The sequence below is a fragment of the Phytohabitans houttuyneae genome, from assembly GCF_011764425.1.
GTDB classification, from domain to species: domain Bacteria; phylum Actinomycetota; class Actinomycetes; order Mycobacteriales; family Micromonosporaceae; genus Phytohabitans; species Phytohabitans houttuyneae.
Window position 1 is genome coordinate 1,368,642 of sequence record NZ_BLPF01000003.1, and the last position, 21,988, is coordinate 1,390,629.

Genomic DNA, 21,988 nt, shown 5'->3' on the forward strand with positions numbered 1-21,988 from the left:
ATCGCGCCTAACCCCCCGTCACAACGACTTGGCGATCACCAGGCGTTGGATCTGGTTGGTGCCCTCGACGATCTGCAGCACCTTGGCCTCGCGCATGTACCGCTCCACCGGATGGTCCGCCACGTAGCCGTACCCGCCCAGCACCTGCACCGCGTCCGTCGTCACGCGCATCGCCATGTCCGTCGCGAAGAGCTTGGCCTTCGCGGCCTCGGCCGAGTACGGGCGGCCGGCGTCCTTGAGCCGCGCCGCGGCCAGCACCAGCGCCCGCGCCGCCGCGATGCCGGTCGCGGCGTCGGCGAGCATGAAGCGGATGCCCTGGAAGTCCAGGATGGAGCGGCCGAACTGCTCGCGCTCCCGGGCGTACCCCACCGCGTAGTCGAGCGCCGCCTGGGCGAGACCGACCGCGCAGGACGCGATGCCCAGGCGGCCCGAGTCGAGCGCCTCCATCGCGATCCGGAAGCCGGTGCCCTCGGCGCCCACGAGGCGGTCGGCGGGGACGCGGGCGCCGTCGAACGCGATCTGGGCGACCGGGGACGAGCGCAGCCCCATCGTCTTCTCCGGCGCCTGCGGCACGATGCCCGGCGTGGCCGCGTCGGCCAGCAGGCAGGAGATGCCGTGCGAGCCCTCCCCGCCGGTACGGCAGAAGATGTTGTAGAAGTCGGCCCGGCCGGCGTGCGTGATCCACGCCTTGGTGCCGGTGACCACGTACGCCTCGCCGTCCAGCACCGCCTTCGTGGCCAGGCTGGCGGCGTCGGAGCCACCCTGCGGCTCGCTCAGGCAGTAGGCGCCCAGCAGCTCGCCGCCGAGCATGTCGGGCAGGAGCTTGCGCAGCTGCTCGCCGCCGTGTGCGTACACCGGATAGCAGGACAGCGTGTGGACGCTGACCGCCTCCGCGACGGCCAGCCACCGACCGGCGAGGATCTCCACCACCTGCAGGTAGACCTCGTACGGCTGGCCGGCGCCGCCGAGGTCCTCCGGGTAGGGCAGGCCGAGCAGGCCGGCGCGGCCGATCGTGCGGATCACCTCGCGCGGGAACTCGCCGCGCGCCTCGAAGTCGTCCACCCGCGGGGCCAGCTCGCCATCGGCCAGCTCGCGGGCGAGGTCCAGCAGCTCGTACGCCTCGGGCGTGGGCAGGAGACGTTCCATGCCCACTAGCTTAACGGTCGTTAGGGTTACAGCTCCACCAACTCGGTGCCAAGCGTGTTGAGCCGCTCGACGCCGCCATCGGTGCACACCACGATGTCCTCGATCCGCGCGCCGTGGCGGCCGGCCAGGTAGATGCCCGGCTCGACGGAGAACGCCATCCCCGGCTCCAGCGGCAAATCGTTGCCCGTCACGATGTACGGGTCCTCGTGCCCGTCCAGCCCGATCCCGTGGCCGGTGCGGTGCACGAACGCCTCGCCGTAGCCGGCGTCCGCGATGGGCGAACGCGCGGCCGCGTCGACCGACGAGGCGCTCACGCCGGGGCGCACCGCGGCCACGGCCGCCTTCTGCGCGGCGTGCAGCACCTCGTAGTACCCGGTGAACTCGCTCGGCGGCGTGCCCACGACGTAGGTCCTGGTCGAGTCGGAGCAGTAGCCCGACGGCATCGTGCCACCGATGTCGACGACGACCGGGTCGCCCGGCGCGATCACGCGGTCGGAGGTGGCGTGGTGCGGGCTGGCGCCGTTCGGCCCGGAGGCGACTATCACGAAGTCCACCGTCTCGTGGCCGGCCTCCCGGATCGCCCGCGCGATGTCCAGGCCGACCTCGGCCTCGGTCCGGCCGGCGCGCAGCCACTCGCCCATCCGCGCGTGCACCGCGTCGATCGCCGCGCCGGCCTCGCGCAGCGCCGCCACCTCCGCCGGCGTCTTGCGCATCCGCAGCGGGGCGATGACCTCGCTGGCCAGGCGCTGCGCCGCGTCCGGCAGCGCCGCGCGCAGGGCCAGGACCTGCGCCGCCCACATCCGGTCCGCCAGGCCGACGGCACGTACGGGTCCGCCGAGCGCCTTCCGCACCAGGGGGTACGGGTCCTCACCGTCCACGTGGTCGATGACGGCGACCCCGGTGCCGGGTGCCGGCGACGCCTCGGCCGCGGGGCGCTCCAGGCGCGGCACGATGAGCGTCGCGGTCCCTCGGCGGGCAGGACCAGGCAGGTCAGGCGCTCGAGGGCGTGCGCGTTGTAGCCGGTCAGGTAGCGCAGGTCGGAGCCGGGTGTCAGCAGCAGCGCGTCGAGGCCCGCCGCAGTGATGGCCGTCTGTGCGTGCGCGAGGCGTTCCGGTGGGTAGAGCACGGGCCGAGCGTAATGTACGCTCCCCCATACGCATCACGTGAGCGCGGCCGGGCGGCGTCGCTCACACCGGTCTCGCACCGGTTTCGCCCGGTCCCCCTCGTAGGAGTTACGCGATGCGCAAACCCCTAGCGGCGGCCGCCGTTGCCATACTCGCGGCCGCGCTGCTGGCCTCTCCCGCCAGCGCCGCTCAGACGATCGGCCTTCCCACCTTCTCCGGCCCCGCGGTCCCGCAGCCGCCGGTCGGCTACACCACCGCGAACATGATGCGGGCCATCTACGACGCCGAGGCGTCCGGCACCGACTTCTGGGTCGACCGCCTGCTGTCCCGCTCGGGCAGCGACCCGTCCGACGCGGACGGCGGCATCCTGATGACCCGCGGCCGCGGCGCGTTCATGAAGATCCACACGCCCGGGACCATCGGTTTCGCCGGCCGGGTGGCCTACTTCGAGAGCATCAGCGACCAGAGCGCGTACACGGTGGCGATCACGCCCGGCACGTTCACCGAGCAGGCGGCGCAGCGCTGGCAGGCGCCCAGCCACTGGCGCAGCGTGCACACGTCCGGCTCGATCCGGGTCAACCAGACCAAGTTCATCACCGACAACAACGTGCTGGTGACCAACCTGTCGATCACCAACAGCGGCTCGGCGTCGACCACGCTGCAGCTGCGGGCCACCTCGCCGTACGCGACCACCGCCAGCGGCAGCGAGCTGACCGGGCAGCGCGCCTCGTACAACAGCCTGACCACGCTCTTCCCGCGGCTGAGCGGTGACGGCGGGTTCGCCGTCAACAGCGGCGGCCTCAACCGGTCGATCACCGTGGGCGCCGGGCAGACCGTCGAGGCCAAGGTGCAGATGGGCTTCGTCGTCAACGAGATCCCTGAGTCGCTGTCGGAGTACAACACGTACCGCGGCTTCAACAACGCGACCGCGTTCGCCACCCACGTGCGGGCGTACAACCGCTGGTGGGCCGAGAACGTCCCCTACATCGACGTGCCCGAGGCCGCGATCAAGAAGAACATTTACTACCGCTGGTGGCTGATGCGCTTCAACAACTTCGACGGCGACATCCCCGGCCAGACCTTCCAGTTCCCGTCCTCTGTGGAGGGCGCGCTGGGCTACAACAACGCGATCGTGCTGACCCAGCCCATGCACATCGACGACCTGAAGTACCTGCGCGACCCGAAGTACGCGTACGGCAACTGGCTCAACGTCGGCAGCGTCTCGCGCAACGGCCGGTACATGGACAACCCCGGTGACCCGGCCAACTGGTCCAACTCCTACACCCAGTACATCTCCGAGGCCGGCTGGCGGGCGTACCAGATCCACGGTGGACAGCCGGCGATGCTGGGCAACTTCGCCCGCTACGCCGAGCAGGACGTCAAGGGGCAGCTCTCCTTCTACGACCACGACAACGACGGCGTGATCGAGTACGACTGGGGCGCGCTGACCGGCAACGACGCCGACGCGGTCTCGTTCCACTGGCGCGCGGGCTGGCTGGACCGGGCCGAGGGCGCGTACGTGTACAGCAACGCCCTCGCCGCCGTGCAGGCGTACACGCTGCTGGGCAACACCGCCAAGGCGAACGAGATGCAGACGATCGCCAACCGGGTGCGCGACGGCATCATCAACCAGCTCTGGAACCCGTCCCGCAACCTGCTGGAGCACCGGCACGTCTCGACGAACACGCACGTGCCGTGGAAGGAGATCAACAACTACTACCCCTACGCCGTCGGGCTGATGCCGAACACCGACCAGTACCGCCAGGCGCTGCGCCTGTTCGACAACCCCGCCGAGTACCCGATCTTCCCGTTCTACACGGCGAACCAGGTCGACAAGGCGGCGGCCGCCGCGGCCGGGCAGCCGGGCAGCAACAACTTCTCCACCATCAACTCGACGGTGCAGTTCCGGCTGTACGGCTCGGCGCTGCGCAACTACCCGAACCAGTGGATGACCGCCGAAAACTACAAGCAGCTGCTCTACTGGAACGTCTGGGCGCAGTACGTCGGCGGCAACACCGCCTGGCCGGACGCCAACGAGTTCTGGGCGAACTGGAACGGCTCGTCCCGCAGCATCAACTACCGCTCGTGGATCCACCACAACATCCTCGGCAGCAGCAACTGGACCGTCATCGAGGACGTCGCCGGGCTGCGGCCGCGCAACGACGCGCAGATCGAGCTGTGGCCGATCAACATCGGGTGGTCGCACTTCGCGGTCAACAACCTGCGGTACCGCGACACCGACCTCTCCATCGTCTGGGACGACCCGAACGACGGCGTGACCCGGTACGCGGGCGTGCCGCAGGGCTACTCGGTGTTCGTCAACGGGCAGCGCGCGTTCACCGTCAACCAGCTGACCCGGGTGGTCTACAACCCGGCCACCGGCGCGGTGTCGCTGCCGGCCGGCGGCTCGGTCGCCTTCAACACCACCTCGCCGGTCAAGGCGCCGAACGCGGTGGCGCAGTCCTCGGCCCGCATGGTCGACATGTTCGCCAAGGCGGGCGTCGACCTCACCTCGACGCTGCCCAACCTGGCGCAGGGTGCGAGCGCGACCGCGTCGTTCACCGCCTCGGGCACGTCGACCGGCGCGGCGATCGACGGGTACACGATCAACGACCCGATCTGGGGCGCGGCGGGCTCGCCGAACACCCAGGACTGGTACGAGCTCAACTTCAACCAGTCGCGGACGGTGGACGAGCTGCGCCTGCACTTCCGGGACAGCCGCCCGCAGAACGCCACCTACCGGGCGCCGGCGTCGTACAACGTGCAGTACCTGTCCGGCAGCACCTGGACGAACGTGTCGTCCCAGGTGAAGTCGCCGGCCACGCCGCAGGGCAACTACAACAACGTGCGCTTCGCGCCGGTCACCACCCAGCGCATCCGGGTTCAGCTGACCCACGCGTCCGGTTCCAAGGCGGGCCTGACCGAGGTCAAGGCGTACAACCGGGGCGGCACCATCCCCGACCCGGACCCGCCGACCGGCAACGTCGCGGGCTCGGCGACCCCGTCCGCGTCGTACACCTCCTCGTGGGAGAACGTGAACGCGATCAACGACGGGATCGACCCGCCGTCGTCGAACGACACCGTCAACCCCCGCTGGGGCACCTGGCCGAACGAGGGTGAGCAGTGGGCGCAGCTCACCTGGCCGTCGGCGGTCTCGCTCAACCGCGCCGAGGTGTACTTCTTCGACGACGGGCAGGGCATCGACCTGCCGGCCTCCTGGCGGCTGCAGTACTGGAACGGCAGCACCTTCGTCGACGTGCCCGGCGCGGGCGGCTACCCGGTGGCGGCCGACCAGTACAACAACGTCACGTTCAACACGGTGAGCACGACGCAGCTGCGGGTGGTGCTGCAGAGCGCCGCGGACTCCGTCGGCCTGCTGGAGGTGAAGGCGTATCCGCCGACGTAGGCGATCGGCCCGCATAGGGTAGGGGTATGGACTACGTACGACTCGGCTCGACCGGCCTCAAGGTCTCCCGGATCTGCCTCGGCATGATGAGCTACGGCTCCACCCAGTGGCGGGAGTGGGTCCTGGACCAGGAGGCGGGCGAGCCGATCGTACGGCGCGCCGTCGAGCTCGGCGTCACCTTCTTCGACACCGCCGACGTGTACTCGGTGGGCGCCAGCGAGGAGGTGACCGGCAAGCTGCTGGACAGCCTCTTCGCCCGGCGCGAGGACTACGTGCTGGCCACCAAGGTCTACAACCCGATGGGTGACGGCCCCAACGACCGCGGCCTGTCCCGCAAGCACATCATGGCCTCGATCGACAGCTCGCTGCGCCGGCTCGGCACCGACCACGTCGACCTGTACCAGATCCACCGGTGGGACTACGACACGCCCATCGAGGAGACGATGGAGGCGCTGCACGACGTGGTGAAGGCCGGCAAGGCCCGCTACATCGGCGCCTCCAGCATGTGGGCGTGGCAGTTCGCCAAGGCACAGCACGTGGCGAGCGCCAACGGCTGGACCCGGTTCGTCACCATGCAGAACCACTACAACCTGATGTACCGCGAGGAGGAGCGGGAGATGCTCCCGCTCTGCCTCGACCAGGGCGTCGGCGTGATCCCGTGGAGCCCGCTCGCGCGCGGCCTGCTGGCCCGCGCCGGCAAGGGCGGCACCACCCGGGCCGGCAGCGACGCGTTCCTCAAGGAGCTGTACCAGGACTCGGACGTGGCCGTCGCCGAGGCGGTGGCCGCGCTCGCCGAGCGGCGCGGGGTGCCGAGCGCGCAGGTGGCGCTCGCCTGGCTGCTGCGCCAGCCGGCGGTGACCGCCCCGATCGTCGGCGCCACGAAGCTCCCGCACATCGAGGACGCGGTCGCCGCCACCGAGCTGTCGCTCACCGACGAGGAGGCGGCGGCACTCGAGGCGCCGTACGCGCCGCACGCCGTCTCCGGCCACGTGTGACGGGTCGCGGGCCGCGCCCCACCGGTGAGGGGGCGCGGCCCGCGGTTTCCGACGGGACTAGGGCAGGCGCCACTGCTGGTTGGCGCCGCCGAAGCAGTCCCAGATCTGCAGCCGCGTGCCGTCCGCCGAGCTGTTGCCGGTGGCGTCCAGGCACCTGCCCGACTGCGGGTTGCGCAGCGTCAGGTTCGACTGCGCCTGCCACACCTGCGAGCCGGTGCCGTTGCAGTCGTAGAGCTGCACCTTCGTGCCGTTGGCCGTACCGGCCGCGGTGACGTCCATGCACTTGCCCAGCGCGCGGAGCGTGCCGTCGGAGCCGACCGTCCACTGTTGAGCGTTGGTGCCGTTGCACGCGTAGAGCTGGACCGCCGCGCCGTTCGCGGTGCTGGCGCCGGCGACGTCCACGCACTTGCTGGCGATGCCGAGGATCTGGCCGGTGCGGCCGCCCGGCGGCGGGGTGGTCGGCGGGTTCGGGTTGCCGCCCGTGGCCACCTCGTAGATCGCGCTCACCAGCGAGTTGGCGCCGGTGGCGTCCTGGGACAGCTCCCAGTTCATCATGCCGCCGCCGTTGGCCATCATGTACTGCGTCTTGCGCTTCACCGTCGGGATGCCGTTGTAGCACTGCTGCGCGCCGCCGGCGGTGGTGCAGTCGCGGTTGGCGTTGGCGGGGTCCATCGAGACGAGGTTGGCGTACGTGTAGTAGCCCGGCCGGCTGTAGAACGGCACGCCCATCACGGTCTTGCTCGCCGGCAGGCCGCGCGCCTTCCACGCGTTGACGTTGCTGACCGCCCAGTCGTAGTTGGCGTGCGGGCTGCCGCCGTCGTACGTCATGATGTTGAGGAAGTCGACGTAGCCGAAGACGGCCGGCTGCACGCCGTTCGCCGTGGTGCCGCCGGAGACGACCGCGGCGGTGAGCAGCTTGCCCCGGCTGTGCATGGCGGTGCTGAGCTGCTGCATCAGCAGCGTGAAGTTGTTGCCCGACGCGCCCGGGTCCGGGTACTCCCAGTCGATGTCGACACCGTCCAGGTTGTACTGCGTGACGAAGTTGACCATCGTGTTGACGAACGTGGTGCGCCCGCCCGAGCTGGCCGCGAACGTCTCGAACGCCGAGTCGTTGCCGTCGTTCCACCCGCCGACCGCGATGAGCACCTTGACGTTGTTGGCGTGGCCGAGCGAGACGAGCTGCTGGAGCTTGGCGATGTTCTCCACCGGCTGGATGGTGCCGTTGGCGTTCGGCAGCGCGAACGAGTAGTTGATGTGGGTCAGCTTGCTGTACTGGATGGTGCTGACGTTGCCGGACCAGGACGGCATGTAACCGACGCTCTTGAAGCCGTTCGGCAGCACGGCGGCGCTGGACGTGGCCGGGTTGAGCACCGCGACGAGCGCGGCGGCCGCGACGGTCGCGGCCGCGCCGACCAGCGCGGTGAGGGCCCTTCGTGACATCGACGATCCTTTCGGTAGTCGTCCGGTCGCGGGGCCGCCCGCCGACAGCGGAACCGCGCAGGTGTCACAAAGGTTAGGAAGCTTTACTATTAATAGTCAATACAAGCATTGAAATAAGTTGTTGCCCGTTCCCGTGCGCCTGGTGCGGTGACCACTGACGTTTCCGGGTCCGCCCGCGCAGCGGGCGGACCCGGAAACCCTGCGCCCGGCAGGGCCTGGTTCGCCGGGTTCCCCGGCGAACCAGAGTGGTCGACGCACTAGCGGGCGCCGCCGGAGGTCAGCAGCCGGGCGACCGGCAGCGTCGCCGCGCCCACCGACACCGCGTCCGGGCCGAGCCGGCACAGCTCGATGGACGCCTGCCCGTACGGGTGGCGCAGCGCGTGCGCGGCCGCCACCTCGCGGATGCGCGGCAGCAGGGCGCCGCCGAGCGCGAGCCCCGCCCAGCCGCCGAGCACGATCCGCTCCGGGTTGAACAGGTTGATCAGGTTGGCGATGCCGGCGCCCAGGTACCCGGCGGTCTCCTCCAGCACGCGGGCCGCGGACTCGCCACGCTCGGCGCCGGCGACCAGTGCCGCGATCCCGCTCTCCTCGTCCGGCCCGGGGACCGCGCGGCCGCGCCGGGCCACCCGCCAGCGGTCGAGCACCGCCTCGGCGCCCACGTACGCCTCCAGGCAGCCGTCCGCGCCGCAGCGGCACCGGCGCCCGCCGTACACGATCGTGGTGTGCCCCCACTCGCTGGCGCTGCTGCTGACCCCGCGGTAGCTGACGCCGTCCGTGAGCACGGCGGCACCGACGCCGGAGCCGACCAGGGCGATCACCACGTGGCGCGCGCCGCGCCCGGCGCCGAACCACATCTCCGCGCGGCCGAGCGTCTTGGCCCCGTTGTCGAAGTACAGCCGGGCGTCGGTCCCCTCGCGGAGCATCGCCTCGAGCGGCACGCCCTCCCAGCCGAGCGTCTGCGCGTGCACCGTCGCCGACTCGCCCTGCTCGACCACGCCGGGCACCCCGACGCCGACGCCGAGGAGCGACTCGTGCGGGATGCCGGCGGCGGCGGTCACGGACGCCAGGCCCGAAAGGATGTGCCGCACCACCGTCTCCGGCGCCGGCCGGGCCGACTCGATCGGGTGGTCCGCCTTGGCGAGGCCGGTCATCGACAGGTCGAAGAGCTCCACCTGTACGCGCGTCTCGCCCACGTCGACGCCGACCAGGTAGCCGTAGCCGGGGCGCACGCGCAGCAGCGTGCGCGGCCGTCCGCCGTCGGAGTCGACCGCGCCGGCCTCCTCGACGAGCCCCTGCTCCAGCATCTCGCCGACCAGGTTGCTGACGCTGGCCGCGCTGAGCCCGGTGGCGCCGGTGAGCTCCTGCCGGCTCAGCGGCCCGTCGTGGTAGAGCCTCGACAGCAGCACCGCCCGGTTGCGGCGGCGCATGTCCCGTACGGTCGCTCGCTTCGCGTCCACCGACCCCGCACTTCCGCCACGTGTTGAAATAAGGGGTCCAACCTACCGTGCGGCCGGGAGCGCGCCCACGCCCCCCGCCCTCCCAGTTGATCAGGGAGTTGGTGGGCGTGTCGGCCGGCGATCCGCCCCACGAACTCCCTGGTCAACCGCGAAGCTAGCGGGGGGTGGCGTCGAGGAGCTTCTGCATCTGTTCGATCTGGGCGGTGCGGGACTGCTCGATCCGCCGCGCCAGGTCGACGAGGCGCTGGTAGGCGCCGCTGGCCGCCTCCATCTTGGCGAGCTGGATGGCGTCGCCCTGGTGGGCCATCATCGTGTTCAGGAAGCGGCGCTCGAACTCCGCCCCCGTCGACTCGCGCAGCGCGGTGACCTGCTGCTCGCTCGTGCCGGGCAGCCCGCCGTGCGCGGCGTGCGGGTCCTCACCTCCCGCCGGGGCCGGCGCCGACTCGGGCGCGCCGGAGCCGGCGAGGATGCCGGCCATCAGCTCGACCTCGTCCTCCTGGGTCACCTCGATCGCGGCGGCCAGCTCCACAAGCTCGGCGCGGCCGGCCTTGGCGTGGCCGAGCCCGGCCAGCTCCACGCCCTGCCGGTGATGCGGCAGGATCATCTGCAGGAACATGACGTCGGTGTTGTTGAGCCCCCGACCCGCGTGTCCGGTGTGGACGGCACGGGCGCCGGCGGGCTCCCGGCGGTGCCGGTGCAGCCGGCGAGCAGCAGCACCGCGACCAGGGCGACCACGCGACGTGACATCGACACTCCCAACCGTAAAGAAGATTAAGAGTAAGGCGCGCATCTTCTCTTAACAATATTTACAGATCGTGTCACGCCGATGTAACCTCTCGCTACCCACGGCCGGATTCCCCTGTTTCCCCCCACAAGGAGAGAGCTGGATGAACCTACGACGAAAGGTCGCGGCGTTCGCCGGTGGCATCGCGGCCCTGCCGCTGGTGCTCATCGCACTGCCGTCGAGCCCGGCCAGCGGGCACGGGTGGATCACCTCGCCACCCAGCCGCCAGGACATGTGCGCCACCGGCAGGGTGGCCAACTGCGGCCCGATCCAGTACGAGCCGCAGAGCGTCGAGGGCCCCAAGGGCCTGCGCAGCTGCAACGGCGGGCTGGCCCAGTTCGCGGTGCTCAACGACAGCTCCCGCTTCCCGGCGACGAGCACCGGCAGCACCGTCACGTTCAACTGGCGGCTGACCGCGGCACACCGGACGACTACCTGGGAGTACTGGGTGGGCAGCCGGCTGCTCGCGTCGTTCAGCCAGAACAACCAGCAGCCGCCGTTCTCGCTGTCACACACGGTCAGCGGGATCCCCAGCGGCCGCCAGACGGTGCTCGCCATCTGGAACATCGCCGACACCCCGATGGCGTTCTACGCCTGCGTCGACCTGCAGGTCGGAGGCGGCGGCACCAACCCCACCACCCCGCCGCCCAACCCCACCACGCCACCGCCGAACCCGACCACACCCCCGCCGTCCCAGGGCGGCACGTGGGCGGCCGGCACGGCGTACGCGGTGGGCGCGCGCGTCACCTACGGCGGCAGGACGTACCAGTGCCTGCAGGCCCACACCGCGCTCGCCGGATGGGAACCCCCGAACGTCCCCGCCCTCTGGCGCGCGGTCTGACGCCGCGCTGAGACCCGGGCCGGCACCGGCGGCGATGGCCCCCGGCGGTGCCGGCCCGCCCCACGTCCCACGGCCCGGCCGGAGGGTTCCGGCCGGGCCAAAGGATTTTCCAGAACACGGCCTGACCGTCAGGGTGCGGACAGTGCCTCCGTCGGTGGGAGGCGGGCGGCCCGGATCGCCGGGTACAGGCCGGCGATGGCGCCGATCACCAGCGTCGCGCCGATGCCGCCGGCCGCCGCCCACGGCGGGATGACCGCCGGCCAGTCCTGCGTCGTGGCGTAGAAGGCGGTCACGGCCGTACCCAGTACCACGCCGCCGGCGCCGCCCAGCGCGGACAGCAGCAGCGACTCGGACAGGAACTGCACGCGGACCTGGCCGCGGGTCGCGCCCAGCGAGCGGCGCAGCCCGATCTCGGCGCGGCGTTCGAGCACCGAGATGACCATCGTGTTCGCCACGCCCACCCCGCCGACGAGCAGCGCCACCGCGCCCAGCCCGAGCAGCAGGCCGGTGAACGCGCGGTCCGCCGCCTGCTTGGCCGCCAGGGCGTCGGACGGGCGGGACACGTCGACCTCGCTCGGCGTCTCCGGGTTGGCGGTCGCGGCGAGCACGTCGCGGACGTCCGTGACGTACTCCTCGTCGGCCCGCGTGTAGACGGTGGTCGGGTGGCTGTCGAAGTCCAAATAGGACTCCGCGGCCGCCCAGCCGACCAGCGCGGCCGAGTCCAGCTCCGGCGCGAGCGGGGCCGGGTGGAGCACGCCGACCACGGTGAACCACTCGCCGCCGATGTACACCCGCACGTCCTGGCCGGCCGCGCCGATGCCCAGGCGGTCGGCCGCCGCGCTGCCCAGCACCACCGCGGGGTAGCGGGCGGTGGCCTCGTTGAGCCACGTGCCGCTCTCCAGCGTCGCGCTCACGGTCTCCAGCAGGTCGAGCCGGGCGGCGAGGCAGAGCAGGCCGTTGGTCTCGATCTCCGGGATGCGGTCGGAGCGGTACACCTTCGCGTCGGGCACCTTGCCCACCGCGGACACCGCCGTCACCGGCCCGATCCGGCGGATCATCTCGACCGACTCGTCGGGCAGGGTGGCCGCGGCGCCGAAGAGGTCGTTGCCGGGCCCCGCCGTGAGCAGGTTGGTGCCCAGCCGGTCGAGCGTCTGCTGCAGGTCGGCGCGGCTGGACGTGGAGACGCCCACGACCGCGACCATCGCGGCGATGCCGATGGCGATGCCCAGCGCGGACAGGAACGCGCGCAGCGGCCGCGTCCGCAGTCCCGCTCCGCCGACGATCAGGACGTCGGATGCCCGCATTCGCGCGGGCGCCAGCCGGTGGCCGATGGCACTCATACCGTCACCGCCGCCTCCACCTCGGCCGCCTCCACCTGGCCGTCGCGCATGCGCACCTGCCGGGGCACGCTGGCCGCGATCTCCAGGTCGTGGGTGATGACCACGATGGTGGTACCGGCCGCGTGCAGCTCGCGCAGCAGCGCCATCACCGCCGTGCCGGACGCGGTGTCCAGGTTGCCGGTGGGCTCGTCGGCGAGCAGCAGCGCGGGCTCCCCCACGACCGCGCGGGCGATGGCCACGCGCTGCCGTTCGCCGCCGGACAGCTCGTGCGGGCGGTGGTCGAGGCGGTGGCCGAGACCGACGCGTTCCAGCGCGGCCGCCGCCCGCCTGCGCCGCTCCCGGCGGGAGACGCCGGCGTAGAGCAGGCCGTCCGCGACGTTGTCCACCGCGCGCACGCCGGCCGCCAGGTGGAACTGCTGGAACACGAACCCGATCCGGGTGGCCCGCAGCGCGGACAGCTCCCGGTCCGAGAGCCGGGCCACGTCGAACCCGTCCACCCGTACGGTGCCGTTGGTGGGGCGGTCGAGTGTGCCGATCAGGTGGAGCATCGTCGACTTTCCGGAGCCGGAGGGGCCGACGATCGCCACCATCTCGCCGCGGGCCACGGCCAGCGACACGCCGCGCACGGCCGCGACGCCGCCGGGGTACGTCTTCGTCACCCCCTCGAGCTCCAGGACGAGCGCGGTCATGAGGCCACGCCCACGGTCACGCCCTCGGACAGCTCGCCGGTGACCTCGACCCGCCCGCCGGAGAACATGCCGATCTCCACCGGCACGATGCGGGTCGCGGTGCCCTCGACGACCTGCACGCCGTACCCGCCCTCCGCGAGCGCGAGCAGGGCGGCGACCGGCACGCTGAGCACGCCCTCCCGCTTCTCGGCGGTGAACGACACGTCCACGGCGGCCCGGTCGAGCGTGCCCAGCCCCTTCTGGTCGGCGACCGAGACGGTGACCTCGAGCTTGGTCTCCGGCTCCTGGTTCTGGCCGTCGCCCAGCTCGATGACGGTCTCGACGGCGGCGACCTCGCCCTGGACGGTGCGCCCGTCGGGCAGCGTGACGCTCACCGCCGCGCCCTTGCCGGCCAGCCGCTGCTGGTCCACGTCGAGGTCGGCGGTGACCACCCGCGTGGTACCCGTGTAGGAGAGCACCGCCTGCCCGCCCGCCGGGTCGCCGACCTGGCCGCGCACCTCGTAGATCCGCACGTCGCCGGCGGCGTACGCGACCCGGCCCACCTCGACCGCGCCGGTCTCCGGGGCGCCGAGGTCCTCCTGCCACTCGCGCACGGCGTCGGCGGTGGAGTCGGTGTACTCCTCGTCGACCGTGAAGCCGTCGTAGCCGAGCGCCGCGAGGTTCTGCTCGAACTGCTTCACGTCCGCGCCCTCGACGCCCGGCGTGAGGGGCCGGTACAGCGGGAGCGTGCCGCGCAGCAGCACCACCGGGGTGTCGTCGACCCCGTAGAGGCGGCCGCCGCGCTTGACCGTCGCCCCGGCCGCGGGCAGCCACGTGACGGTGCCGCGCAGGCGGGGCGTGACGGCGGTCTCGGTGCCGTACCCGAGCGTGCCGTCGACCGTCTCCGCGTCCACCAGCGTGGAGCGCTGCACCTGGGCCGTGGCCGGCGGCAGGGTGCTGCCGCCGGCCGTCCCGCTCGCGCCGCGGTCGAGGGTGACCGCGGCGGCCGTACCGCCCGCCGCGGCGACCGCCACCCCCGCGGCCAGGAACACGCGCCCGCGACGACGCCGCTTCATCCGCCGCTCCCGGGCGGGACCGGGCGCAGCTTCTCGCAGGTCTTCTGCGCGGCCTGGAACGTCGGGTCGTTCGGGTCCAGGCCGCTGCCCGGCGCGGCGCGCAGCATGATGCCGCCGGTCTCCGGGTCGGGGTCGGGGAAGGCGGCCACCCCGTTGTCGCGCATGCACTTGGAGTACTGGCGGGCCTTCTCGATCCGATCCGGGTCGGCCTTCTGCAGCTCGCCGCCGTTCGGCATCAGGTGGCGGCACTTGGCCATCGCGGCCTCGGTCTTGGCCGGGTCGCTGCCGCGCAGCCGCAGCTGTACGCCGGCGCCGGGCTGGGGGTCGTCCATCTCGATGCCCTCGCCGCGCATGCACTCGGTGAACTCGAGCATCGCCTCGTAGTTGTCCTTGCTCGCCGACGGGCTGGCCCCCGGCGCCGCGCTGGCCGTACCTCCCGCGGAGGCGATGCCGCCGTTGCCGCCGTCGTCCCCGCCGCAGCCGGCGAGCGCGAAGGCGAACACCGCCGCCACGACCGCCCAAACCGTCCTTCTCATGGTGTCTCCCGAAACGGCCGGCCCCAGCGGCCGGCGAACGGCTGAGAGTCAACGCGGCGGCCCGTTACCCGGCGGTTTCCGCGGGCGTTAACGCCGAACGAACACGCCCATCGGCAATCATGGGGCGATGCGTGTACTGGTCGTCGAGGACGAGCGGCTGCTCGCCGACCTGATCGCCCGCTGGCTGCGGGGTGAGGCCCACGCGGTGGACGTCGCGTACGACGGCGACGCCGCGCTGGAACGGCTGGGCGTCAACGACTACGACGTGGTGGTGCTCGACCGCGACCTGCCGGTGGTGCACGGCGACGACGTGTGCCGGGCGCTGGTCGACTCGGGGCGCAGACGCGGGTGCTGATGCTCACCGCGGCGGCCGAGATCGGCGACCGGGTGGCCGGGCTCTCCCTCGGCGCGGACGACTACCTGCCCAAGCCGTTCGCCTTCGCCGAGCTCGCCGCCCGCGTGCTGGCCCTCGGCCGGCGGGCCCGCCCGGCCGCGCCCCCGGTGCTCAACCGCGCCGGCATCACCGTCGACCTGCCGCGGCGCGAGGTGTACCGCAATGGACGCTATGTGGCGCTTTCCCGGAAGGAGTTCGCGACGTTGGCCGAGCTGATGCGGGCGGACGGCGCGGTGGTCAGCGCCGAGCACCTGCTGGAGAAGGTGTGGGACGAGCACGCCGACCCGTTCACGGCCGCGGTGCGGGTGACGATCCTCAAGCTGCGCCGCAAGCTCGGCGACCCGCCGGTCGTGGAGACCGTGCCCGGCGACGGGTACGTGATCCGGTGAGGCGCCTGACGATCCGCGCGCGGCTGACGGTGCTCTACGGCGGGCTGCTGCTCGTGGCCGGCGCGGTGCTTGTCGCGGTCATGTACGTGCTGGTCGGCCAGCGCCTGCCCACCACGATGAAGCTGCTGACCCGGACCGGCCCGCCCGGCCAGGCGCCGACCGACGTCGACCAGCTCTACGCCGCGGAGCTGCCCGCCAAGCTGCGCGACGCCGCCCTCGACGACATGCTCACCACCGGCATCGTCGCGCTGGTACTCGTCACGACCGTGGCGGTCGCGTTCGGGTGGCTGCTGGCCGGGCGGGCGCTGCAGCCGCTGCACCGGATCACCGAGACCGCGCACCGCATCGCCGCCGCGCCCGCCGCCGACCGGGGCTGCACGAGCGGATCGCGCTGGCCGGGCCGACCGACGAGATCAAAGAGCTGGCCGACACGTTCGACACGATGCTGGAACGGCTGGACCGCTCCTTCGACGGCCAGCGCCGCTTCGTCGCCAACGCCTCGCACGAGCTGCGCACCCCGCTCACGCTGAGCCGGGCCGTGCTGGAGTACGCCGCACACCGCGACGCGCTCACGCCCGAGGTGCGGCAGCTGACCGAGCTGCTGCTCGACATCAACCTGCGGCACGAGCGGCTCATCAACGGGCTGCTGCTGCTCGCCCGCACCGACAACGAGATGCTCGACAAGAGCCCCGTCGACCTCGCCGACGTCGTCGCGCACACGGTCACCCACCTGACGCCGGAGGCGGACAAGGCGGACGTCCGGGTCGGCGGCGAGCCCTCGCCCGCGCCCACGCTCGGCGACCCCGTCCTGCTGGAACGTCTCGTGCAGAACCTGGTCGAAAACGGCATCCGCCACAACGCCCCGCCGGACGGCTGGGTGCGGGTGGCCTGCCGCACGCTCCCCGGCGGCGTCGTGGAGCTCACCGTGAGCAACTCCGGACCGGTCATCCCCCGCTACGAGATCCCGGGGCTGTTCGAGCCGTTCCGCCGGTACGGCACCGAACGCGTCGACCGCGACCGCGGCGCCGGCCTGGGCCTGTCGATCGTGCGGTCGGTCGCCCGCGCGCACGGCGGCGACGTGACGGCCGAGCCCCGCGACGGCGGTGGCCTGCTCGTTCGCGTGACTCTTCCGCTCGCCCCTGACCAGGCCGTGGCATGATCGGTAGATGCCGGCCACTGTGGACAGCGCCGTCGACGGTCAGCCCCTCGACCTCTTCGCGGCCGGCATCGTGTACCTCGACATCATCTTCACCGGTCTCCCGGCCCTGCCCGCGCCGGGCACCGAGGTGTGGACGCTCGGCATGGGCTCCAGCCCCGGCGGCATCGCCAACCTCGCCGTCGCGGCCAGCCGCCTCGGCGTCCGCACGGGGCTGAGCTCGCCGATCAGCTCCGACGCGTACGGCGACTTCTGCTGGCAGATCCTCTGCGGCGAGGAGAACGTCGACCTGACCGCCTCCCGCCGCTTCGACGACTGGCACTCGCCCGTGACGGTCTCGCTCGCCTACGAGCGCGACCGCAGCATGATCACGCACGGTCACCCCGCGCCGGCGACCGTGGAGGGCCTGGTCGGCGACCTGCCCGCGGCCCGCACCGCGTACGTCAGCCTGGGCCTGGAACCCATGCCCTGGGTACGCCGTGCCCACGCCGCCGGCACGCTGGTCTTCGCCGACGCCGGCTGGGACGCGACCGGCACCTGGTCGGCCGAGGCGCTGTCGGTGCTGGACCACTGCCACGCCTTCGTGCCCAACGCCGTCGAGGCGATGCGCTACACCCACACCGACACTCCCGAGGCCGCGCTGCGCGCCCTGGCCGAGCGGGTGCCGGTGGCCGTGGTGACGTGCGGCCCGGCCGGCGCGCTCGCGCTCGACGCGGGCACCGGCGAGCAGGCGTCCGTGCCCGGCATCCCGGTCGAGGCGCTGGACCCCACGGGCGCCGGCGACGTCTTCGGCGCCGGGTTCATCGCCGGCACCCTGGCCGGCTGGCCACTGGCCGACCGCCTGGCGTTCGCCAACCTCGTGGCCGCCCTCTCGGTCCAGCACTTCGGCGGCTCGCTGTCCGCGCCCGGCTGGGGCGACATCGGCGACTGGTGGCGCGCCACCAAGGACCGCACGCGCGCCGGCACCCCCGACGCCGAGATGGCCCGCCGCTACGCCTTCCTCGACGACGCCATCCCCACCGGCGAGATCCGCACCGTCCGCCGCGCCACGGCCACGATCGCCAAGCTCTCCGACGCCCAGTAGCGGCGTTCCGAGGCCGGGGGTCAGGGCGCGCGGAGCACGAGCGTGCCGGTGGCCTCGCGGCGGATGGTGTCCGGGTCCCAGCGCATCGGCAGCAGCTCGCCGCGCCGCCACGGGTCGGACTGGTCGGCGTAGTGCGCGCTGAACGCGTGTCCGGAGTTGCCGGCCGGCTGGACCCACCGCGAGCCGTCGAGGTTGCCGAGGTCGACCACCATGCGCATCGACGGCAGGGCGTCCACCTCGTAGCCGGAGGCGGCGTCCCAGCTGGTGGCGTTCACAATGGACGATCCGCCCGGCACCGCCTCGGGGCCCCGGTTGAACAGCCACTCCACGGGCGCGATGCCGGACTCGCCGAAGCTCTGGTTGCGCAGTTCGAGCGTATGCAGGTCGCCCCAGCGCCAGGCGCGCGGGTCGTCGCCCAACCGGTCGGTCAGCTCGGCGCCGGCGTCGGCGAGCGCGGCGGACAGGATCTGGTCCATCGTCTCCGCCGCGGGCGTGGCCCGGTCGTCCCACCACGGCGACGCCGGCTTTTCCAGCAGGGCGCGCACGACCTCCCACCAGCGGTCGCCGCCGTCGGGCTCGTAGTCGGCGGGCAGCTCGTCGAAGGTCCGCGCGAGCAGCGCCCGCCACACGGCGTTGAAGTACGCGGCCGCGGCCGAGTCGACCGGCTGCTGGTAGTCCCAGCCGCGCAGCAGGTCGACCGCGCCCGTGGCGGACGGTACGCGCAGCAGGTGGGGCACGAGCAGCGGCGCGAGCGCGTTGTACGCGTCCGTCTGCATCCGCCCCACGTCCTCGACGGTGACCATGCGCCCGGCCCGCTCGATCAGCTCGTTGATGCGTTCGGAGCGGTATCCGTACGACCAGTCGTGGGTGAGCAGGTACGGGTAGCCGGGGCCGACCACCGCCTGGTTGGCCGTCACGATGTAGCCCTGCGCCGGGTTGAGCACGCTCGGCAGCTCGTCGAACGGGATGTACGAGCGCCACCCGTACCCCGTGTCCCACCCCGGCGCCGGCACCCGCCCGTCACCCTTGCCCCGCACCGGGATGCGGCCCGGCGCCTGGTAGCCGATGTTGCCGGCCACGTCCGCGTACACGAGGTTCTGCGCGGGCACCTCGAACAGGGCGGCCGCCGCCCGGAAGTCCGCCCAGTCGCGGGCGCGGTTGAGCGCGAAGAGCGCGTCGATCGTGCGGCCGGGGTCGAGGGCGGTCCAGCGCAGCGCGACCGCGTGGCGGCCGCCGACGTCGCGCAGCTCCTCGGACGCGTCGGACAGCAGCGGCCCGTTCCGGCTGGTGCGGACGGTGATCGTGACGGGCCCGCCGCCGGCCACCTTGATCGTCTCGGTCCGCTTCTCCAGGTCCTGCCAGCCGCCGCCGACGCGCACCTTGTCGCCGGCGACCTCCTCCAGGTAGAGGTCGGTCACGTCCGGTCCCAGGTTGGTGAAGCCCCACGCGACCGCGTCGTTGTGGCCGATCACCACGCCCGGCACCCCGGCGAACGTGAACCCGGACAGGTTGAACCCGCATTCGCAGTGCAGCCCGGCCTGGAACCAGATGCCGGGCATGCTCGGCGCGAGGTGCGGGTCGTTGGCGAGCAGCGGCTTGCCGCTGGAGGTGCGGCTGCCGGCGATCACCCACGAGTTGGAGCCGAGGCCGGTGCCCTGGCGGCCGAGGAGGGCGGGCAGGTCCGCCAGCCCGTCGCGCACCGCGGTGAGCGCCGGCACCCACCCGCCTCCGGCACCGCCGGCCTCCGCGGCCACGAAAGCGCCGCCGGCCACCCGCCCGCCGTCGACGATCGGCCTGTTTCGATCCATCGGGTACGGCGGGAACAGCTCGTCGACCGCCGGACGGGTGAGCCCAGCGCCGAGCAGGACGGCGCGCTCGATCTCGTCGCTCATGTTGCCGCGCAGGTCCCAGGCCATCGCCTTGAGCCAGGCGAGGCTGTCGACGGGGCTCCACCGTTCGATCCGGTAGTCGCGGTTGGTCAGGCCCAGCACCGTGTACTCGAGGCTCACGTCGCCGCTCGGCTCGCCGCCGCCGTGCTGGTCGAGCCAGGCGTTGACGCCGTCCGCGTACGCCTGCAGGAAGCCGCGGCTCTCCTCGGAGACGATCCCCCACTCCCGCTCGGCGACCCGCCGCCAGCCGAGCGTGCGCAGGTAGGTGTCGGTCTCCAGCTGGTCGCGGCCGAACAGCTCGCTGAGCCGGCCGGCGGTCACGTGGCGGCGGAAGTCCATCTCCCAGAACCGTTCCTGGGCGTGCACGTACCCCTGCGCGCGGAACAGGTCACCGGCGGTGCGCGCGTAGATCTGCGGCACCCCGTACCCGTCGCGGTGCACGGTCACCTCGGCGGAGAGTCCGGGCAGGGTGCGCTCTCCGGCGTACTCCGCGAAGGAGCGGCGCACCGCCCACACCGCGAGCACGCCCGCCACGAGCGCGAGCGCCGTCAGCCCGGCCAGGGCCACCAGCGCGACCCGCCGCAGCACCCGCCACCGGCGCCGCCGCACCCGCGCCACCGGTTGCGCACCGGCAGGGGCCGGACCCGCGCCCGCCGTGTCCGCTGACCCGTCGCTCAGCTCGCCCATGGCGCCGCATCCTATGCCCGGCTCAGCCCGCCGTGATCGACCGCACGGCCGCGAGCAGGTCGTCCGGCGTGGGCGGCCGCCGCCCGGCTGGCAGCGCCGCGACGGCGATCAGTCGGCGTGGCCACCCGGCTTTCCGGTGAGCAGGTCGGCGACCGCCGCGACGCCGCGCTCGATGGCGGGCTCGCCGAGGTTGCCGAAGCCGATGACCAGCTGCCCGGGCGTGGTGCCGCCGGACATCCGGAAGTCGCTCATGCCGTACAGCCCGACCGACCGCTCCCGCGCGGCGGCGACGACGTCCGCCTCGCGCACGCCCTCCGGCAGGTGGAGCACCGCGTGGAAGCCGGCGGCGAGCCCGGTCAGCCGCAGGCCGGGCGCGTGCCGGGCGAGCGCGCCGGCCAGCGCCTCCCGGCGGCCCGCGTAGACGCCGCGCATGCGGCGCAGGTGGCGGTCGTACCGGCCGGACTCGATCAGGCGGGCGAGCGCCAGCTGGTCCAGGCCGGGCGAGCCGCGGTCGCTGAGCCGCTTCTCCTCCACGATCGCCTCGGTCAGGTGCGGCGGGCACACCACCCAGCCGAGCCGCATCGCCGGGGCCAGCGACTTGCTGACCGTGCCGAGCAGCACGACGCGGCCGGCGGCGATGCCCTGGAGGGTGCCGACGGGCTCGCGGTCGTACCGGAACTCGGCGTCGTAGTCGTCCTCGACGACGACCGCGTCCCGGTCGGCGGCCCACGCCGCGAGCGCGTGCCGGCGGTCGGGCGCGAGCACCACCCCGGTCGGCGACTGGTGGGCCGGCGTGAGCACCACGGCCGCCACGCCGGTGCGGGCGAGCGCGGCCACGTCGACGCCGCCCTCGTCGACCGGTACCGGCACCGCCTCGATGCCCAGCCGGGTGACCGCGGCGAGGGTCTCGCCCTGCCCGTACCCCGGATCCTCGAACCCGACGGCGCGCACCCCGGACCGGGACAGCGCCCGCAGGACCAGCCCGAGCCCCTGCGCGAAGCCCGTGCAGACCACGATGTCGGCCGGCTCGGCGACGGCGGCCCGCACGCGGCGCAGGTAGCCGGCCAGCACCCGGCGGAGGGTGCGGTCGCCGCGCGGGTCGCCGTAGTGGAGGTCGGCGTTGGCGACCGTGCGACACGCCTCGCGGACCGCCCACGCCCAGTCGGCACGCGGGAAGCCGGCCAGGTCGGGCACACCGGACGCGAAGTCGACGTCGAGGCGCGCCGCGGCGGGACGCTCGGCCGGGGCGGGCGCGGGGCGGGCGGGCGCGGTCGCCGCCACCCGCGTGGCCGAGCCGACCCGCGCGGTCAGGTACCCCTCGGCGTAGAGCTGGCCGTAGCAGTCCTGCACGAGGCCGCGGGAGACGCCGAGCTGGCGGGCCAGCTCGCGGGAGGAGGGCAGGCGCTCGCCGGCCCGCAGGCGCCCGGCGCGGATCGCCTCGCGCAGGCCGCCCTCGAGCTGGGCGCGCAGCGGCTCCGGCCCGTCGCGGTCCAGCCGCAGCAGCACCTCCGGTCCCAAACCGGCCCACTCGATCGACACAGAATTGGAGCTTAGCGTGGGCCGGCTGGGTTCGTAC

17 protein-coding genes and 2 pseudogenes are annotated in these 21,988 nt (G+C 73.0%); 7 read left to right on the forward strand and 12 right to left on the reverse strand.

Going from position 1 to position 21,988, the window contains the following annotated elements; translation table 11 throughout:
- Window positions 1-18: 18 nt before the first annotated feature.
- Both Phou_RS41215 and Phou_RS41220 read right to left on the reverse strand, forming a co-directional pair.
- Entirely contained in the window at window positions 19-1,146 is a 1,128-nt protein-coding gene (locus tag Phou_RS41215; protein ID WP_371872257.1) for an acyl-CoA dehydrogenase family protein, read from the reverse strand.
- A 26-nt stretch (window positions 1,147-1,172) separates the two neighbouring features.
- Window positions 1,173-2,272, reverse strand: a pseudogene (locus Phou_RS41220) (M24 family metallopeptidase).
- A gap of 113 nt (window positions 2,273-2,385) precedes the next feature.
- Here Phou_RS41220 and Phou_RS41225 point away from each other — a divergent pair.
- Together Phou_RS41225 and Phou_RS41230 are read left to right on the forward strand one after the other, a co-directional pair.
- Window positions 2,386-5,676 (forward strand): galactose-binding domain-containing protein, encoded by a 3,291-nt coding sequence (locus Phou_RS41225; protein WP_173068159.1) that lies wholly within the window; start codon window positions 2,386-2,388, stop codon window positions 5,674-5,676.
- Window positions 5,677-5,702: 26 nt separating this feature from the next.
- Window positions 5,703-6,671 carry an aldo/keto reductase gene (locus Phou_RS41230; RefSeq protein WP_173068162.1) on the forward strand — a complete coding sequence of 323 codons (969 nt, stop codon included), beginning with the start codon at window positions 5,703-5,705 and terminating at the stop codon, window positions 6,669-6,671.
- Window positions 6,672-6,728: 57 nt separating this feature from the next.
- On the opposite strand, the gene Phou_RS41235 is transcribed toward Phou_RS41230, so the two are convergent.
- The 4 genes from Phou_RS41235 to Phou_RS41250 form a co-directional block, all read right to left on the reverse strand.
- The gene (locus tag Phou_RS41235) at window positions 6,729-8,111 is read right to left on the reverse strand and encodes a glycosyl hydrolase family 18 protein (protein ID WP_173068164.1); all 1,383 of its coding nucleotides are present in this window, start codon (window positions 8,109-8,111) and stop codon (window positions 6,729-6,731) included.
- A 257-nt stretch (window positions 8,112-8,368) separates the two neighbouring features.
- The gene (locus Phou_RS41240) at window positions 8,369-9,538 is read right to left on the reverse strand and encodes an ROK family transcriptional regulator (RefSeq protein ID WP_246274336.1); all 1,170 of its coding nucleotides are present in this window, start codon (window positions 9,536-9,538) and stop codon (window positions 8,369-8,371) included.
- Between the two features lie 184 nt (window positions 9,539-9,722).
- The gene (locus Phou_RS41245; RefSeq protein ID WP_173068170.1) at window positions 9,723-10,184 is read right to left on the reverse strand and encodes a DUF305 domain-containing protein; all 462 of its coding nucleotides are present in this window, start codon (window positions 10,182-10,184) and stop codon (window positions 9,723-9,725) included.
- Window positions 10,169-10,315 carry a hypothetical protein gene (locus Phou_RS41250; RefSeq protein WP_173068173.1) on the reverse strand — a complete coding sequence of 49 codons (147 nt, stop codon included), beginning with the start codon at window positions 10,313-10,315 and terminating at the stop codon, window positions 10,169-10,171. Before Phou_RS41250 ends, Phou_RS41245 begins: the two co-directional genes overlap by 16 nt.
- A 140-nt stretch (window positions 10,316-10,455) precedes the next feature.
- Here Phou_RS41250 and Phou_RS41255 point away from each other — a divergent pair, with 140 nt between their 5' ends.
- Window positions 10,456-11,193, forward strand: coding sequence for a lytic polysaccharide monooxygenase (locus Phou_RS41255; protein ID WP_173068176.1), 738 nt, complete (start codon window positions 10,456-10,458; stop codon window positions 11,191-11,193).
- A gap of 128 nt (window positions 11,194-11,321) precedes the next feature.
- Here Phou_RS41255 and Phou_RS41260 read toward each other — a convergent pair whose 3' ends face one another.
- From Phou_RS41260 to Phou_RS41275, 4 genes are read right to left on the reverse strand one after another with little or no spacing between them, the layout of a single operon-like run.
- The gene (locus Phou_RS41260) at window positions 11,322-12,533 is read right to left on the reverse strand and encodes an ABC transporter permease (protein WP_246274337.1); all 1,212 of its coding nucleotides are present in this window, start codon (window positions 12,531-12,533) and stop codon (window positions 11,322-11,324) included.
- On the reverse strand, window positions 12,530-13,222 hold the full coding sequence (locus Phou_RS41265; RefSeq protein ID WP_173068180.1) for an ABC transporter ATP-binding protein: 693 nt from the start codon (window positions 13,220-13,222) through the stop codon (window positions 12,530-12,532). The genes Phou_RS41260 and Phou_RS41265 overlap by 4 nt, the downstream gene beginning before the upstream one ends.
- Entirely contained in the window at window positions 13,219-14,277 is a 1,059-nt protein-coding gene (locus tag Phou_RS41270; RefSeq protein ID WP_173068184.1) for a peptidoglycan-binding protein, read from the reverse strand. The genes Phou_RS41265 and Phou_RS41270 overlap by 4 nt, the downstream gene beginning before the upstream one ends.
- Window positions 14,274-14,813: a hypothetical protein gene (locus tag Phou_RS41275; RefSeq protein WP_173068187.1), complete on the reverse strand. Its 540-nt coding sequence runs from the start codon at window positions 14,811-14,813 to the stop codon at window positions 14,274-14,276. Before Phou_RS41275 ends, Phou_RS41270 begins: the two co-directional genes overlap by 4 nt.
- A 127-nt stretch (window positions 14,814-14,940) precedes the next feature.
- Here Phou_RS41275 and Phou_RS41280 point away from each other — a divergent pair.
- The 4 genes and pseudogenes from Phou_RS41280 to Phou_RS41290 all read left to right on the forward strand — a co-directional run bounded on the left by Phou_RS41280 (window position 14,941) and on the right by Phou_RS41290 (window position 17,836).
- Window positions 14,941-15,596: pseudogene (locus Phou_RS41280) on the forward strand (response regulator transcription factor).
- Complete coding sequence (locus Phou_RS55165) at window positions 15,593-16,126, forward strand: hypothetical protein (protein ID WP_308784876.1); 534 nt, start codon at window positions 15,593-15,595, stop codon at window positions 16,124-16,126. The pseudogene Phou_RS41280 and the gene Phou_RS55165 overlap by 4 nt, the downstream one beginning before the upstream one ends.
- Entirely contained in the window at window positions 16,039-16,755 is a 717-nt protein-coding gene (locus tag Phou_RS55170) for a sensor histidine kinase (RefSeq protein WP_308784877.1), read from the forward strand. The genes Phou_RS55165 and Phou_RS55170 overlap by 88 nt, the downstream gene beginning before the upstream one ends.
- A 7-nt stretch (window positions 16,756-16,762) precedes the next feature.
- The gene (locus Phou_RS41290) at window positions 16,763-17,836 is read left to right on the forward strand and encodes a PfkB family carbohydrate kinase (RefSeq protein WP_173068190.1); all 1,074 of its coding nucleotides are present in this window, start codon (window positions 16,763-16,765) and stop codon (window positions 17,834-17,836) included.
- Window positions 17,837-17,856: 20 nt separating this feature from the next.
- Here the strand turns inward: Phou_RS41290 and Phou_RS41295 are convergent, their stop codons facing one another.
- Window positions 17,857-20,286 carry a penicillin acylase family protein gene (locus Phou_RS41295; RefSeq protein ID WP_246274432.1) on the reverse strand — a complete coding sequence of 810 codons (2,430 nt, stop codon included), beginning with the start codon at window positions 20,284-20,286 and terminating at the stop codon, window positions 17,857-17,859.
- Window positions 20,287-20,520: 234 nt separating this feature from the next.
- Complete coding sequence (pdxR, locus tag Phou_RS41300; RefSeq protein WP_173068196.1) at window positions 20,521-21,951, reverse strand: MocR-like pyridoxine biosynthesis transcription factor PdxR; 1,431 nt, start codon at window positions 21,949-21,951, stop codon at window positions 20,521-20,523.
- Between the last annotated feature and the right edge of the window lie 37 nt (window positions 21,952-21,988).

Bases quoted from the DNA above. Each gene is read 5' to 3' on its own strand.
- Phou_RS41255 (WP_173068176.1), top strand. From the start codon at position 10,456: ATGAACCTACGACGAAAGGTCGCGGCGTTCGCCGGTGGCATCGCGGCC.
- Phou_RS41235 (WP_173068164.1), bottom strand. From the start codon at position 8,111: ATGTCACGAAGGGCCCTCACCGCGCTGGTCGGCGCGGCCGCGACCGTC.
- Phou_RS41230 (WP_173068162.1), top strand. From the start codon at position 5,703: ATGGACTACGTACGACTCGGCTCGACCGGCCTCAAGGTCTCCCGGATC.
- Phou_RS41290 (WP_173068190.1), top strand. From the start codon at position 16,763: ATGCCGGCCACTGTGGACAGCGCCGTCGACGGTCAGCCCCTCGACCTC.
- Phou_RS41225 (WP_173068159.1), top strand. From the start codon at position 2,386: ATGCGCAAACCCCTAGCGGCGGCCGCCGTTGCCATACTCGCGGCCGCG.
- Phou_RS41260 (WP_246274337.1), bottom strand. From the start codon at position 12,533: ATGAGTGCCATCGGCCACCGGCTGGCGCCCGCGCGAATGCGGGCATCC.
- Phou_RS55170 (WP_308784877.1), top strand. From the start codon at position 16,039: ATGCTGGAACGGCTGGACCGCTCCTTCGACGGCCAGCGCCGCTTCGTC.
- Phou_RS41250 (WP_173068173.1), bottom strand. From the start codon at position 10,315: ATGTCACGTCGCGTGGTCGCCCTGGTCGCGGTGCTGCTGCTCGCCGGC.
- Phou_RS41215 (WP_371872257.1), bottom strand. From the start codon at position 1,146: ATGGAACGTCTCCTGCCCACGCCCGAGGCGTACGAGCTGCTGGACCTC.
- Phou_RS41275 (WP_173068187.1), bottom strand. From the start codon at position 14,813: ATGAGAAGGACGGTTTGGGCGGTCGTGGCGGCGGTGTTCGCCTTCGCG.
- Phou_RS41240 (WP_246274336.1), bottom strand. From the start codon at position 9,538: ATGCGCCGCCGCAACCGGGCGGTGCTGCTGTCGAGGCTCTACCACGAC.
- Phou_RS41270 (WP_173068184.1), bottom strand. From the start codon at position 14,277: ATGAAGCGGCGTCGTCGCGGGCGCGTGTTCCTGGCCGCGGGGGTGGCG.
- Phou_RS41265 (WP_173068180.1), bottom strand. From the start codon at position 13,222: ATGACCGCGCTCGTCCTGGAGCTCGAGGGGGTGACGAAGACGTACCCC.
- Phou_RS41245 (WP_173068170.1), bottom strand. From the start codon at position 10,184: ATGTTCCTGCAGATGATCCTGCCGCATCACCGGCAGGGCGTGGAGCTG.